Annotated in this window: 14 protein-coding genes and 1 pseudogene; 6 read left to right on the top strand and 9 right to left on the bottom strand. The window is 61.6% G+C overall.

Annotated elements, in window-relative coordinates; all coding sequences use genetic code 11:
• A partial coding sequence (locus GG26_RS07745; RefSeq protein WP_414389786.1) for a hypothetical protein occupies nt 1-955 on the bottom strand: 955 nt, incomplete at its 3' end.
• 239 nt (nt 956-1,194) lie between these two features.
• Between GG26_RS07745 and ccsB the strand changes: the two genes are divergently transcribed.
• From ccsB to tig, 3 genes are all read left to right on the top strand, one after another.
• Nucleotides 1,195-2,202 carry a c-type cytochrome biogenesis protein CcsB gene (gene ccsB / locus GG26_RS07750; protein WP_041438997.1) on the top strand — a complete coding sequence of 336 codons (1,008 nt, stop codon included), beginning with the start codon at nt 1,195-1,197 and terminating at the stop codon, nt 2,200-2,202.
• Nucleotides 2,203-2,286: 84 nt separating this feature from the next.
• On the top strand, nt 2,287-2,670 hold the full coding sequence (locus tag GG26_RS07755) for a lipopolysaccharide assembly LapA domain-containing protein (RefSeq protein WP_011430103.1): 384 nt from the start codon (nt 2,287-2,289) through the stop codon (nt 2,668-2,670).
• A gap of 88 nt (nt 2,671-2,758) precedes the next feature.
• On the top strand, nt 2,759-4,432 hold the full coding sequence (gene tig / locus GG26_RS07760) for a trigger factor (protein WP_011430102.1): 1,674 nt from the start codon (nt 2,759-2,761) through the stop codon (nt 4,430-4,432).
• A gap of 69 nt (nt 4,433-4,501) precedes the next feature.
• Here tig and GG26_RS07765 read toward each other — a convergent pair whose 3' ends face one another.
• The 6 genes from GG26_RS07765 to hisG all read right to left on the bottom strand — a co-directional run bounded on the left by GG26_RS07765 (nt 4,502) and on the right by hisG (nt 9,891).
• Nucleotides 4,502-5,626, bottom strand: coding sequence for an extracellular solute-binding protein (locus GG26_RS07765; protein WP_414389789.1), 1,125 nt, complete (start codon nt 5,624-5,626; stop codon nt 4,502-4,504).
• On the bottom strand, nt 5,598-6,056 hold the full coding sequence (locus GG26_RS07770) for a Holliday junction resolvase RuvX (RefSeq protein ID WP_049749742.1): 459 nt from the start codon (nt 6,054-6,056) through the stop codon (nt 5,598-5,600). Before GG26_RS07770 ends, GG26_RS07765 begins: the two co-directional genes overlap by 29 nt.
• Nucleotides 6,053-7,432 carry a DUF3084 domain-containing protein gene (locus GG26_RS07775; RefSeq protein ID WP_414389792.1) on the bottom strand — a complete coding sequence of 460 codons (1,380 nt, stop codon included), beginning with the start codon at nt 7,430-7,432 and terminating at the stop codon, nt 6,053-6,055. The genes GG26_RS07770 and GG26_RS07775 overlap by 4 nt, the downstream gene beginning before the upstream one ends.
• Before the next feature lie 409 nt (nt 7,433-7,841).
• The gene (locus GG26_RS07780) at nt 7,842-8,042 is read right to left on the bottom strand and encodes a hypothetical protein (RefSeq protein ID WP_099812186.1); all 201 of its coding nucleotides are present in this window, start codon (nt 8,040-8,042) and stop codon (nt 7,842-7,844) included.
• 105 nt (nt 8,043-8,147) lie between these two features.
• The gene (locus GG26_RS07785) at nt 8,148-8,942 is read right to left on the bottom strand and encodes a photosystem II manganese-stabilizing polypeptide (RefSeq protein WP_011430097.1); all 795 of its coding nucleotides are present in this window, start codon (nt 8,940-8,942) and stop codon (nt 8,148-8,150) included.
• Between the two features lie 199 nt (nt 8,943-9,141).
• The gene (hisG, locus tag GG26_RS07790) at nt 9,142-9,891 is read right to left on the bottom strand and encodes an ATP phosphoribosyltransferase (protein ID WP_011430096.1); all 750 of its coding nucleotides are present in this window, start codon (nt 9,889-9,891) and stop codon (nt 9,142-9,144) included.
• A gap of 262 nt (nt 9,892-10,153) precedes the next feature.
• Here hisG and GG26_RS07795 point away from each other — a divergent pair, with 262 nt between their 5' ends.
• A complete protein-coding gene (locus GG26_RS07795) occupies nt 10,154-11,275 on the top strand; it encodes a sugar phosphate nucleotidyltransferase (protein WP_011430095.1) in 1,122 nt (373 codons plus the stop codon).
• Nucleotides 11,253-11,999, top strand: a complete 747-nt coding sequence (locus tag GG26_RS07800) for a GvpL/GvpF family gas vesicle protein (protein WP_041438253.1) — start codon at nt 11,253-11,255, stop codon at nt 11,997-11,999. Before GG26_RS07795 ends, GG26_RS07800 begins: the two co-directional genes overlap by 23 nt.
• On the opposite strand, the gene GG26_RS07805 is transcribed toward GG26_RS07800, so the two are convergent.
• Entirely contained in the window at nt 11,978-12,370 is a 393-nt protein-coding gene (locus tag GG26_RS07805; protein WP_041438250.1) for a hypothetical protein, read from the bottom strand. The genes GG26_RS07800 and GG26_RS07805 overlap by 22 nt on opposite strands.
• A gap of 192 nt (nt 12,371-12,562) precedes the next feature.
• Here GG26_RS07805 and GG26_RS07810 point away from each other — a divergent pair, with 192 nt between their 5' ends.
• Complete coding sequence (locus GG26_RS07810) at nt 12,563-13,204, top strand: exopolysaccharide biosynthesis protein (protein WP_414389796.1); 642 nt, start codon at nt 12,563-12,565, stop codon at nt 13,202-13,204.
• Between the two features lie 157 nt (nt 13,205-13,361).
• On the opposite strand, the pseudogene GG26_RS07815 reads toward GG26_RS07810, so the two are convergent.
• Nucleotides 13,362-13,559: pseudogene (locus GG26_RS07815) on the bottom strand (hypothetical protein); the annotation flags it as partial.

Consider the following 13,559-nt stretch of genomic DNA (forward strand, 5'->3'; position numbering starts at 1 on the left):
GCGTCGGCGTCGGGGTGGGCGTCGGCGTCGGGGTGGGCGTCGGCGTCGGGGTGGGTGTCGGCGTCGGGGTGGGTGTCGGCGTCGGGGTGGGTGTTGGGGTCGGCGTGGGCTGAGGCTGCACAATGGCCAGGGCCTCTTCCGCTTTCAGCTCGCCGCGGATCAGCTTGGAGAGCGTGTCTTGGCCCCCGGGGGTGTAGGTGATCTCGCGGGCAGCGCTGTTGAACACATTGCGGATGGGATCCCCTTTGCTGTCCACCAGCTCCACCACCATCACGTTGCGACCGGGCCTCAAGCCCTTCAAGTAAAAAGACTCCCAGCGATCCAGCAGGCCGGACTGGCCGTTGAGGGTGTAGCGGATGCGCCAATCCCGCGGCATGTCGGTCAGCAAACTTTCGCGCACCGGGGCGTTGGCCAGCCAAAAATCCACCAAGATCGGCTCGGCACCGTAGCTGCCGCTGGGCTGGTTGTAGGTGAGCAGGGGCAACTGCGGTTGCGGCACATATTCCGGTGTGGAGGCGAGCACGTGGAAGCTGACCTGGGCGTAGGCCTCGGAGTTTTTAAAGCTCTCGTGCCAGGGCTTGCCGGCAAACACCCGCAGAGTATGGGATCCCGGCTCCAAATCTTCGAAAACGAGAGGAGCATCGGCGTCGTAATGGGCGATGTAGGGCCGGTTGTCCAGCACCACGTGCAGATGGGGGCCAAGGCCCAGTTGCGGATCTTTAAAGAGCGGGTACCCCTGCACCGCAAAGCGAACGGTTACTTGCCGCTCCGACAACACCTCTCCGGGTTGGGGGCTGAGGATCTGTACTCGCGGACGGCAGTGCTCCAAGTAGGCATCCAGCTTGGCGATCTCCGGCGGCACCGGTACCCGCTCGAGCTGAGGTAGCTGTTCCTGGGGCTGTTCAAGCGGGGATCCAGCGCAAGCGACCAGCACAAGAGCCGCCACCAGAGCCATCCACCATCCCCATCTCCAGGTTCTGGCCTTTCCCGCGTGTCTTTGCATGAGCCTCACATCCCAACACTTTCGGTATCCTGCCGAGCTGCAGATAAGCCATCCCCACATTACCAGCATGTGTCCTTTGGGGAAGATCCCCTCCCCCGCCCTAGAATGGGATCAGCGGTCTGGCCCAAGCCAGGTCAGGAGAACTTCTGAGGTCAGGTATGGCTGTGTTGGCGATAACGGCCCTTGCAGGCCTGGATCTAGCTCAGTGGCAGGCTTTGCTCAACAACGTGGCCTTTGCCGTTTGCTTAGGGGCCATGCTGTTTTATTGGGGCGGGGCAGCGTTTCCCCAGGTGCAGCTTCTGTCGGAGCTGGGCTTGGCGGGGATGATCGGGGCGAACTTGACGATCGCCGCCCTGCTGACGGCCCGCTGGATCGATGCCGGCTATTTCCCCTTGAGTAACTTGTACGAGTCTTTGTTTTTCTTGGCCTGGGGGATCACCGCCTTGCATCTGCTGGCTCTCCACTGGACTCGTAGCCGTTGGGTGGGGGTGACGACCGCCCCGCTGGCGACGGGCGTTGTGGCCTTTGCCGCCCTGGCCCTGCCGGCAGATATGCAGGAGGCCCAGCCACTGGTGCCGGCTTTGCAATCCAACTGGCTGATGATGCATGTAACGGTGATGCTTCTGGCCTATGCAGCCCTCTTGGTGGGATCCCTTTTGGCCATCGCTTTTCTCATCGTCACCCGCGGCCAGGAAGTTCAGTTAAAGGGCAACTCCCTCGGCCTGCAATTTGGACCCTCCCAGCCTGCAACCCACCCCGAATGGACAGAAGCCACCCTGCCATCGCCCGCTGCAGAACTGGTCTACGCCGGGATCCGCTCCCCCCGACCGGCTGAACCCCCTCCCCAACCGGCACCCGAAGGGATCCCGCTGCAACGGCTGAGCCTGGCGGAAATCTTAGACAACACCAGCTACCGGCTAATCGGGCTGGGGTTCCCGCTGCTGACCATCGGCATCATTGCCGGCGCCGTCTGGGCCAACGAAGCCTGGGGCACCTACTGGAGCTGGGATCCCAAAGAAACCTGGGCCTTGATCACCTGGTTGGTCTTTGCCGCCTATTTGCACGCCCGCATCACCAAAGGCTGGCAGGGCAAGCGCCCCGCTCTCTTGGCCAGCTTGGGCTTTGGGGTGGTTTGGGTGTGTTATCTGGGGGTGAACTTTCTGGGCAAAGGCTTACACAGCTATGGCTGGTTCTTCTGAGATCTCTTGGGCCAACAAATCAACCCCCGTTTGTGGGTATTCTGGTGCTGGCAAGCCGTCGTGGATCCCTCTGAGGAGAAAAGCATGCGACTGTTCAACTACCTGATCCTGTTCTCGGCCCTCCTGGGAATCGCTCTTTTCGCCATGCAAAACGCCAGCCCGGTCACGATTACCTTTGCCCCCGGCGTCAGCGTTGAAAGCCCGCTGGCGATCGAACTGTTGGCCTCTGCCGGGATCGGGGCCGCCCTTGCCTGGCTCTATAGCCTCTGGATGCGTCTCCAATTCAGCATCGAAGCCCGCGAGAAAAATCGGCAGTTGCAAGAAAAGGAAGTCACCATTAGCGAGCTGAAGGAAATGGTGGTGGAGCTGGAAGCCAAAGTCAAGCAACTGCCCCCCAGCAAGCGTGCCGAGCCCCAGGAAGACATTCAGGACGTTAAGGAAGTCACCACAGAGGGATCCCCTGCCTAGAACTGTTCCGAATGGATCCCGTCGATCTCCAAGCAGTTGGGGTAAAATTGAAATCCTGCTTGCCTCTTCCACTAGCCCATCACTTCCTATGCAGGTCACACAAGAAAAACGTCCTGGCAGCCGGGTTGGCCTCAAGATCGTGGTAGAAGCCGACCAGGTTAAGCGCTCCTACGAAAAAACCTTGCGCCAACTGGAGCGGAATATCCAGATCCCCGGATTTCGCAAGGGCAAAGCTCCCCGCAACCTGGTGATACGCCAGGTGGGCCGCGAGCGCGTCATGGCCAGTGCCGTCGATGACCTGATCAACGAGGCCATCCAACAGGCGCTCAAGGACACCCAACTGCATCCCATCAGCCGCTTCGAGCTGGACGACAAGGTGGAGCAGCTTCTGGATCGCTTCAACCCGGAGGCCGACTTCAGCTTCTCGGGGTATGTGGAGGTGTACCCCGAAGCCCGTGTCGGCCAATACAAGGGCCTGACCGTCACGGCCACCCGCGTCACCGTCAAGCCCGAACAGATCGACCAGCTCATCGACCGGTGGCGGGATCAGCGGGCCACCCTCTTGCCGGTGGAGGATCGGCCCGCCCAGTTGGGGGATGTGGTGGTGATCGATTTTCAAGCCCGCGATGCCGAGGGCAATCCTCTGGAGGAAATCGCCGCCCAGGACTTTCAGTTGGAGCTCAAAGAGGAGAACTTCATCCCTGGTTTTGTGGCGGGCGTGGTCGGCATGCAGCTCGACCAAACCAAGGAGATCACAGCTACTTTCCCCGACGATTACTTCAGAAAAGAGTTGGCCGGGAAAACGGTTACGTTCACCGTCTGCCTCAAAGAGATCAAGACCAAAGAGCTGCCGGAGCTGGATGACGCCTTTGTGCAGGAGATCAGCGAGTTTCAGACGGTGGCCGAACTGCGGGAACACCTGCAAAAGCGCCTCGAGCAAGATGCCCTGCGGCAATCTGAGGAGAACCTGGAGACGGCCATCCTCAATGCCATCTTGGAAACCACCGAGGTGGATCTGCCGGAGACCCTAGTCGAGCAAGAAACGACACAACTGCTGGCCCGAAGCCTTCAGTCGCTGCAGCAGCAGCAAGGGGTCACGCCGGGAGAGATCCGCAAGTTCTTGTCCCAACTGCCGCCGGAAACTCTCAACCAGTTGATGGAGCGCCACCGGCCCGAGGCCATCAACCGGCTGCGGCGCACCTTGGCTCTGAGCGCTATCGTCCGGCAGGAGCAGATTGCCGTAGGCCCCAACGAATTGGAAGTCGAGGTGGAAGAGGTGATGGCGGCCTATGCGCAGCAAGGGCAGAAGCTGGATCGGGAGCGAGTCCGCCAAGCAGTCCACGAAGATCTGCTCGCCAACAAGGTGATGGCCTGGCTGAAGTCCCAAACCACGGTCAACTGGGTCGATAGCGAAGGCAACCCCACCGAACCGCCCACCCTCTCGCCCCGCTCTGAGGGTGAAGACCGGCAGGAGAGGTCTGAGTCGGCTAGGGCAGGGGTGCCGGAGACGGAGTTTGAGGCCGAGAAGCCAGAGGGATCCGCGATCCCCGAGGCAGTTGAGCCTCCTGTCGATGCGAAAGCTGAGGGGGAGGTTGCAACAGAGCCGCAGGCAGCTCTCCCTTCTGTAGAAGCAGAGGCGTCTGGGATCCCTGAGGCGGTTGAGCCTTCTGCAGAGGCGGCCACAGACCCTGCTGGCTTGCAACTGGAACAGGCCGTCGCGGAGACACCCAAAGCGGGCAAAAAGAGCAAAAAGGACAAGTAGAGGGTCCTGGTTGCCTCCCTAGACTTGCCGGTTCTCACACCTTGGCCGCCGGGGTCGGAAAAAGCCGGGCTACAAGAGGCCGCGCCGCATCTGGTCCCAGAGGCGGAGGTAGGACTCGGCTTCGGCGGGGCTCAGAGGCCGCCAAATCTCGGCGCGCTCCCAGGTAGAAGGCTGAAAGTCAGCCCTGCGACGCAGCCGAGGAGAGAGTTGGGCCAAATCCAGCGGCCAAACCGAAGGGATCCCGCTCAAGTTCACCAGGCGGGGGGCGAACTCTGGGGTTAGGACGAAGTCAATCCAGTCGGCCAGCAGGGATCCTTCCAGCTCTGGGGGAGCGTTGTGAGCTCTATGCGGCCGCACCCAGACATCCCACCAGATGGCGGATCCCGAAGCCGGGATCGCCACCTCCAGCTCGGGGTAGTTGGCCTGGGTGGCATAGAGATCCTGCGACCAGCCCACAGCCACCCAGCTATCGGCCAGGCGCAACATGGGCAAGTAGTCGGCGGAAGTATAGGCCAGAACCTGGCGGTGCAGGGATCCCAGCTCTCGCCGCAGTTCGGCCTCTTCGGGATCGAGGGGATCGTTGTAGGAGCGGCCCAGCTTTTTGAGGACGAGCCCGATCACCTCCCGGGGGTGATCTGGCAGGGTGAGTTTGCCGGCCAGCTCAGGCCGCCACAGATCCGCCCAGTCCCGGATGGGGTCGCTCACCCGGTCGCGGCGGTAGGCAATGGCCGTTACCCCCCAGCGCCAGGGCACGCCCCAGATCTGCCCCTCTCGCCGGGCAGCAGCCTGCCAGCGGCGATCCAAGTGCTGCCACCGTTCTCCCAAGAGGTCAGGTGGCAAGGGATCCAGCCAACCGGCAGCAATGGCCCGATCCAAGGCGTCAGCTCCCAACAGGCTCAGGGCCGCTGCTGGCGGCTGTCGCCGGAACCATCTCCCCGGCTCCCACCAGGCCGGCTCAGGCGGCTGGACGCTCTGCTGCAGGTAGGCCAGCAACTGGGCCCGCTCGTCCAACAGTTGCAGCCGAAAGCGAACCTGGGTGCGGCGGCGAAACTCGTTCACCAAGCTGGCCGGGATCCCCTGTTTAAGGGCGAGAATGAGGGGCAGAGAGCCCCTAGGCCCGCCACAGCCGGCCACCGCCAGCCCCAGCAGGAGCCCGTACAGAAATTCACGTCGGCTCAGCCCTTGCTTGCCCACGCCAGTACCGCTCCACCAGAATCAGGGCCACCAGATCATCGTAAGCCTTGTCCGGCACCCGCATCCCCTTGGGCAACAGCCGCTCCCATCCCCGCGGTGGGTAAAAATCCCAGTAGCGCCGCCGGGCTTCTTCTGAGCTGTGCCTCTCGTCCACCAGAACAATCTGTTGGGGTGGGAGGAGCGACTCCAGTTGCCGTTTCCAGCCTCGCGCCGTTGTCTGATTTCCCAGGATGAGCCGCTCCGCCCCAAACTGCTGCCAGAGGGCCTGCAACCTGGCTAAGGCCTCCCCGGCTGAGACCACCTCCCGATGCAAGACCTGCCACGCCGGCTGAACTTGCACCACGGCAAGGCCGCACTTGTCCCGCCCCGGGTCAAAACCCATCAGCACTCGCCCCTCTTCCAGCCCGCCCAGATGGAGTGGATCCCTCATCCCCCAATCTGCCCCGCCTGCTGAACGGGGGTGGTGCCCTGCTGGCCAGAGGCCTCCGCCATCAGGAAACTCACCCGCAGCGGCCCCGCCGTGTAGATGTCGGTGTCAGCAACCAGCTTCACATCCAGGGGGGTAGTGCTCTGGCGGAGATGCTGCACAACTTCCAAGAACTTCACCTGCGAGAATTCTCCGACAGTGCCGGTGATGGGATCTGAGAGGAGGCCTTCTGCCTGGGAGCGCTGATTGGCCTGGTTGAGGAGCTCCAGCAGCCGCTGTTGGATTTCGTTCTCGCTCAAGCCTGGCTGGATTACACCCTGCGCCAGCACGGATCCCCTGGCGAAGATGCGCTGGTTGGGGTAAATCTCCACCAGCACAGGCACAGGCTCTCCCTTAAGCCGATTGGTGAGGGAGAGGATGCGCACTGCCCAGCTACCAGGTTCCTTCAACTTTTCCAGAGCTTGGTCGGCCTCCTCGCGGCGGATGAGGATGGCGTTCTCCAGAGGGGGGATGGGCCGGGAGCCGAGGGCAAGGGCCCGCTGTTCTGCCTGGGCCAAAACTCGCTCAAACTGCCGCCGGACTGCCGCCGGGTCTGCCCCTGCTGGCGTTTGCACAACTCCTGTAGCCAGGACTTCTCCCGCCAGAATGGCCAGCTCTCCCCGCCGCAGCCGCACCGCTAACTGGTTGAGCTGCGCGATCTCCTGCTCAAGCTGCTTTTTTTGAGTTTCCAGTTGGCTCAGGGCCGTCTGCGCCGTATCCAGAGAGCGCTCCAGTTGATCCCGATCCAGTTGCAGAGCCTGCTTTTGCGACTCCAGATCGGCAATCATCTTTCGGGCCGCCTCCACCTCTGCCTTCACCGCCTCCAACTCCGCCTGGGCCCGCTCCAGGCCGGGCTGCACTTGGGCCAGTTGCTCGTTGGCTGCCGCCAGCTTCGCCTCCGCCTCTTGCCGCTCTTGTAGCGCCATAGCCAGTTGATCCCGGACTTCGCTCAGGCGTGTCTGGGCTGCCGATTGCTGACTGCGAAATTGGTCGAGATCCAGCTTGAGGCGGTCTCGCTCGGCTCTGAGAGTGGCATTCTCCGCTTCCAGCAGAGCTTTCTGGCGGTTGAGGGCCCGCAGCTCCTGCTCTGCCTGGGCAATTTGGTTGGTGTAGCTGAACAGGGCTTCCGAAAGAGAGCGGTTGAGGAGCAGCAGCGTGCCCAAGGTCAGCGCCGAGATGCTCAGGCCGGTAATCACGGCTACCAAAACGGCCGTGTGGCGGGGACGCAGGTTAAACCAGGTGAGGCGCTTTTTGCCAATCCGATACCCGACCCGATCCCCGACAACGGCAATCAGGCCACTGACAAACAACATGTAAAGGATCAGCAGTACGCCTTGCATAGCCCGGGATCCCTGCCATGGAAATCTTAGCAAGGTTACCCTGAAGGTCTGGGAAGTTGAGGGCAGGCCGAGCCAGAGAAGTGCGGCCCCGCGTAAGCGGATGGGGTTGAAGGACTCCGTCCGGCTGACGCGAACAGTAGCCCTGAAGCATGCTCGCTTAGAGAGCAAGCAAGCCCCGAACCCCCCCGTATACGCGGGGCAGGGGGGCTGGTTTATAGAACGCCCCAAAAGGGCGGTAACCTTTGCACCGTTCAGGTCGGCGTCACCCCTCCAGCCGCAATGTCCACAAGAAAACCCTTCCTACAAGACTTGCCTGGCTCTGGGTGGATGCGCAGACACCTACCTGCCGCCGCTACCTGCTGCACATGAGCCCCTTGAGAAGGCTTCCACCTGCTCAGCTAACGTCCGTTTAGAAATATCGACGCCGCAATAGGAGTAGCCACGCCGAATCAGTCCCAATGCCCACCTCGAGAAAATAGGTCTCAGGAGTGGCTCCCCCTGTCGCCAAGATGGCATCGGCGATCTCTTCCTCTACAGCGGGGAAAAAGCTGCGGGTAGCATCGTAAAAGTCGGCAGCCCGATCAAAACAAACGCTGTGGGATCCTGCCATCGCCGCCCTCTTCCCCAACAGGCAAACCCAGACAGACAGAGTATCAACAGGAGTGAGCAGGGATCGACCGGATCCCTGCCCCCTCAAGCCCAAAATTTGCTCTCTTCAAGACTCCGGCGCCAGGCGGGCATAGAACAAGCCCTGGACACGGACGGTGCGGGGTTCCAGTGCCCCTTGCTCGGTGCTGGACTGCTGAATGCTAACGAAGGAGCCGCCCATCTCTCCCGTGCTGGGATCCACGCGGGCAATGCGCAGCGACAGTTTCCCCCGCGAAACCTCGTCCACCTTGCGGTTGGTGGCGAAGTCGTCCTTGGCCGCCTGTAGCCCTACGGCTGTGTCGTAGCCGGTGTTAGAGCCGCGCCCGCGCGCGTCGAGGAAGGTGCTGGTGTGGTAGCCGGGCACCAAGAACTCCCCTTCAAAGTCGGTCGAGGGGTCAATGGCGGAGCCCTGAGCTGTGGCCACCAAATCTTTCACGCTAAACAAAAATGGCACCAGCTCGCGGCGGGGCAACTGACCGGTGGTCGGCTGAAAGGTGATCCCGTCCACCACTTTGAGCTCCAACCCGCCGTCTTTGGGGGTGACCTCAGCCTTAATCGGCCCCAGCGTGGCTGCCGAGATCATGATGTTTTTGGCCTTGATAAACTCTTTTTCCCCGTTCCGTTTCTCTTCTTCCACCTCAATTTGCACCGGCTGGAAGCAGACGTCTGTCAACTTTAGGGATCCCCCCTTGGGCACCTCGATGCGGCCGCGGGCATCGTCCGAGACGGAAGGGCATATGGCCGCCTTGCCGGTGTTGCGGATCTGGTCGTAGGTTAAGGGGGCCTTGGCCGCCTCCGCCGGCAGGGCGAAGACGCTCAAACAGAGCGCCAACAGGATGGCGAGTAGTGGACGGTACCGCATAATCAACCTCGAAAAACCTGTTTTAATCTCAATGCTGCTGGGGAAAATAAGCCCGAATGCCCCTATTGTACGCAATAGTGATCCCCTCTTTGGCCGGGCTTGCAGAAGTTTCCTGGCCAGGCAGAGCTGTCGGGTAGCTGCGTTTTCCTACTTCTTGGATTGCCGACCCCTGCCCTTCTACAAAGACCTCGCGGCCCCCTCAAAGCGGGCCACTCGCCACCAGGGATCCCAGCCAGCGCTCCCGAATCTGGTTCACCAGCTCGCCGATGGGCTGTTGGTTGACGCGGTAGCTGGTGGGATGGGCGATCAAGCGGGCGGTGCTCTCGAAAAGGCAGTCCCGTTCCACCAGGCCGTTTTCCCTCAGGGTACGTCCGGTGGCCACCAAGTCCACAATCGCATCGGCCATGCCGGTGATGGGAGCCAGTTCCACTGAGCCGTAGAGGGAGATAATTTCCACCGGCAAATCCAACCGGTCAAAATACTCGCGGGCGCAGCCGACAAACTTGGAAGCCACGCGGGCATGGGGAGGCAACTGGGCCGCCGAGGTGTAGGGACTTTCTTGGCGAAGAGCCACCGACATGCGACAGTGGCCGAACTTCAGATCCAGCAGGTGGGCCACTCGCACCTCGCTGCCGGCATAGCGCTCCCGCAAGACGTCGTAGCCGACGATGCCCAGTTGGGCCTGGCCGTACTCCACATACACCGGCACGTCGTGGTTGCGCACCAGCAGCGCCTCGTAGCGTTGCCCGTTGAGCTGGGTGGGCGATTCAATCCGCAGCAGGCGGTTGCCGGGATCCAAAAAGCGACTGAAATCGATCCCCACCTGTTGCAAGCAGCGGATAGCGTCGGCCAGCAAGGCTCCCTTGGCCAGGGCAATGGTGATCGGCTGGCCGGCGGAACGGCAACCTGGGGTATCGGGATGCGGGGCGGGGCTGAGGCCGAAAGCCATCGACATAGAAGGATGTCCGGGATCCCTGCTCTTGTCAGGGCTAGATAGAGAGTAAAGCCTTGACAGCGGCAGAGCAGTTGCGGGCGTTGCTTCCCCTCGATTGTAGAGGATCGGCCTCTTGGCGGCGATTCCCCCCTCTATCCCCCCGTACACGGGGGGACTGGGGGGCCAGCCCAGAGCGAAAACCCTCTTCTGTTATCCAGACTGCCGATCCTGGGATGATAAAGTCAGGAGACGATAGACCCGGAGGAGAGAGGACGGCATGAAAGCCATGATCCTGGCAGCCGGCAAAGGGACGCGGGTACGGCCCATCACCTACATGATGCCCAAGCCGATGATCCCGATTTTGCACAAGCCGGTCATGGAGTTCTTGGTGGAGCTGCTGCGGGAACATGGGTTCGACCAAATCATGATCAACACCAGCCACCTCGCTCACCAGATCGAAGACTACTTTCGCGATGGCCAGCAGTGGGGAGTACACATCGGCTTTTCCTTCGAGGGCCACTTCGAGAACGGCCAGCCGGTGGCCGAACCCCTGGGATCCGCCGGTGGCATGCGCAAGATCCAGGATTTTTCCGGTTTTTTCGACAGCACCTTCGTGGTGCTCTGCGGCGATGCCCTGATCGACCTCAACCTGACCCAGGTGGTCAACTTTCACAAATCTAAGGGGGCATTGGCCACGGTGGTGTTGCGAGAGGTGGATCCCAGCCAAGTCTCCAGCTATGGCGTGGTGGTAACCGATGCGACGGGCCGGGTCACCGCCTTCCAAGAAAAACCCAGGCAGGAAGAGGCCCTCAGCAACACCATCAACACCGGCATCTACGTGTTCGAGCCAGAAGTCCTGGACTACATCCCCCCCGGCTGCCCCTATGACATCGGCAGCGATCTCTTCCCCGCCTTGGTGAAAGCCGGCGCCCCCTTCTACGGCCTCAAGGCCGACTTCCAGTGGGTGGACATTGGCCGTACCCCTGACTACTGGCTGGCGGTACAGAAGGTGCTGCGCGGCGAGATCAAGGGGGTCAAGGTGCCCGGGATCCAGATTCGGCCCGGCGTCTGGACGGGGATCAACATCCGCGCCAACTGGGATCGCATCCATATCGAGCCGCCGGTCTACATTGGGGCCAGCACTTACCTGGCAGACGGGGTGAAGCTCATCGGCCCCACAGCCATTGGCTACGGCTGTGTGTTGAACGAAGGGTGTACGCTGGATGGCAGCCTCATCTTCAACTACACCCAAATCGCTGCAGGAGTTACCCTGCGCCACCAGATGGTGATGGGTCGCTACTGTATTTCCTCCGATGGCAATGCCATCGACACGGAAGAGTCCAACCTCACCTGGTTGATCGGAGATGCTCGCAGCCATGCCAACGGCAAATCCCAATAGCACCCTCTATCTCTACGGGATCGTCGCTGCCCCCGGCCCGCGCCACCTGAATGTGGTGGGGCTGGACAAGCAGCCGGTGGGGATTCACGTGCTGGGATCTTTGGCCTTTCTCTATTCCCAGGCTCGCCAGGAGCGCTACTTGGCCAGCCGGGCCAATCTGCTGGCCCACGAAGCTGTCCTAGAAACCGTGATGAGCGAGGGATACCGCGCCCTGCTGCCGCTGCAATTTGGCCTGGTGGTGAGCGGCTGGGATCAGGTAGAGCAGGATTTGATCAAACCGCACCTGGCCGATCTGCTGGCCCTGCTGCAGCGCCTGGAGGGCAAACGGGAGGTGGGGGTAAAAGTCTTCTGGGATCCCCAGCAAGAGCTCCAATTGGGGCTAGAGGAAAACCCGGCTCTGAAAGCCCGGCGGGACGAGATGGCTGGCACCCCCTTGGGGCTAGATGCAGTAGTGGAAATTGGGCAGGCTCTGGAGCAAATGCTGGAGCAACGGCGCCAACACATTGCCCAAACCTTCACAGCCGCCCTCGGCTCTCTGGCCAGCGATCGCGTCGAGGGAGAGCTGCTTACGGAAAACATGGCCTACAACAGCTCGTTTCTCATCAACTGGGAAGATGAGCCGGCTTTTGCCCAAAAAGTGGAGGAGCTGGATCGAGCCTTTCAGGGACGGCTGCGCATTCGCTACAACAATTTCACCGCTCCCTACAATTTCGCCAAGCTTTGACCGGCCTGTACTCCCCCCCCTATATCCCCCCGTCTACGGAGGGACTGGGGGGCCAGCCGCTTGGGACAGGCAGCGCGGATGTGGGACTCGCTCAGGTCGGGCATGAGGGCCAGGGCCCGTTGGGGATCGATTTGCGCTTCGCACACCGCCTCCAGCACCTGCTCGGCCAGAAGGGAAAGGGGCATATCGGCGGTTTGCTCAGGATCGGTATCCTCTCTAATTTGTCGAACTCCCACCGGCGGGGGAGGCAACACCGGCGGCGCCGCCTGCGGGGGCAAGGTGGTGGAGGTACCCACCTCCAACTGCGCTTCGGCCAAGGCCACACCGCGCCCTGCCACCAACAGGGATCCCAGCAACAGCGTCCCCCCCAACCTGCCTATTCCCTTGCTGAGCGGAGCACGCTTCCCCAGACCTTCTCCAAGGCTACCGCTAGCCAACCTTTTGCCCAGCGCTTCGCCGCTCATCTTACCCCTCCAAGACCACCCCTTTGTTCAAGATATCCAACAAACCTTGGATTTGCAGTAGGCTATCGTTGGCTCCCAAACCGTTTGCAGCCCCCCCCTATGGCTCGTCTATCGCAAGAGCTGGCCCGATTTGCCTGCCTTCCCGCCCATTCAGAGCAGCCCGAGCCTTACCCAGAGGGATCCCCACCCATCCGCCTTGAAGAGATTCTCAAACTGGCGGGCGAGCGCAGCTTTGGCTTGTTTTTGGCGGTGCTCTCCTTCCCTTCTGCTCTGCCTCTGCCAGCTCCTGGCTATTCCACTCCCTTTGGCGTGGTTATTCTGCTGCTGGCCCTACAAATGCTGGCGGGGCGAACCACCCCCTGGCTGCCGCCATGGGTGCTGCAGACATCCATTGAACGGAAGCAATTTCAAAAGTGGGTGCAGGCCGGGATCCCGTGGTTGCAGCGCATTGAAAAAGTTGCCTGCCCCCGTTGGCAACCAGTCTGCACCAGCCGCCTGGGCCAGGTCTGGCTGAGCACCTTGATCAGCTTGATGGGTATTTCCATGATCATTCCCGTGCCCGGCACCAACACCCTGCCGGCGATGGGGGTCTTCGTCACCGCCTTTGGCCTCCTCGAAGAGGACGGGATCCTGTGCAGCTTGGGATCCCTGATCTGTGTGGCGGCGGGGCTGCTGACCACTTCCATTTTGGTGGGCCTGTGGCTGGGGGGAACGACTCTGTTGGATTGGCTGAGAAGATAGCCTTTTGCCCTCACTCCCAACCCCGGCCCCCCCTATATCCCCCCGTGTACGGGGGGATACGGAGTTGGGGATCGAGGCAACGCCCAGCTTCACCGATGGAAAGACGGTGACGAAGTTGTATCGCCTGTGTCTTGTTGCAACGGACACCCCCGCGCCGCTAGCGGGATTGAGGGACCAGCGCCAGATCCTGGGTGAGGCGCAGCTCGATCACCTGGTTGGGATCCAAAACTACCACCTGTGGCGCCGTGACGTTGCCGATCACCGCTCCGGCCACCCCAGCCCCCAGCACTTCTTCTGTGGCAGTGACATCCTCTCCCGCTAAGCCCTGACGGGCTGTAGACGGGAGCTTCCGAGA

The sequence above is a fragment of the Synechococcus sp. 'PEA 65AY6A-5F PE A' genome (genome assembly GCF_047462575.1).
In the GTDB taxonomy this organism is placed as follows: Bacteria; Cyanobacteriota; Cyanobacteriia; order Thermostichales; family Thermostichaceae; genus Thermostichus.

Bases quoted from the DNA above. Each gene is read 5' to 3' on its own strand.
- GG26_RS07755 (WP_011430103.1), top strand. From the start codon at position 2,287: ATGCGACTGTTCAACTACCTGATCCTGTTCTCGGCCCTCCTGGGAATC.
- tig (WP_011430102.1), top strand. From the start codon at position 2,759: ATGCAGGTCACACAAGAAAAACGTCCTGGCAGCCGGGTTGGCCTCAAG.
- GG26_RS07770 (WP_049749742.1), bottom strand. From the start codon at position 6,056: ATGAGGGATCCACTCCATCTGGGCGGGCTGGAAGAGGGGCGAGTGCTG.
- GG26_RS07775 (WP_414389792.1), bottom strand. From the start codon at position 7,432: ATGCAAGGCGTACTGCTGATCCTTTACATGTTGTTTGTCAGTGGCCTG.
- GG26_RS07780 (WP_099812186.1), bottom strand. From the start codon at position 8,042: ATGGCAGGATCCCACAGCGTTTGTTTTGATCGGGCTGCCGACTTTTAC.
- GG26_RS07785 (WP_011430097.1), bottom strand. From the start codon at position 8,942: ATGCGGTACCGTCCACTACTCGCCATCCTGTTGGCGCTCTGTTTGAGC.
- hisG (WP_011430096.1), bottom strand. From the start codon at position 9,891: ATGGCTTTCGGCCTCAGCCCCGCCCCGCATCCCGATACCCCAGGTTGC.
- GG26_RS07795 (WP_011430095.1), top strand. From the start codon at position 10,154: ATGAAAGCCATGATCCTGGCAGCCGGCAAAGGGACGCGGGTACGGCCC.
- GG26_RS07800 (WP_041438253.1), top strand. From the start codon at position 11,253: ATGCCAACGGCAAATCCCAATAGCACCCTCTATCTCTACGGGATCGTC.
- GG26_RS07810 (WP_414389796.1), top strand. From the start codon at position 12,563: ATGGCTCGTCTATCGCAAGAGCTGGCCCGATTTGCCTGCCTTCCCGCC.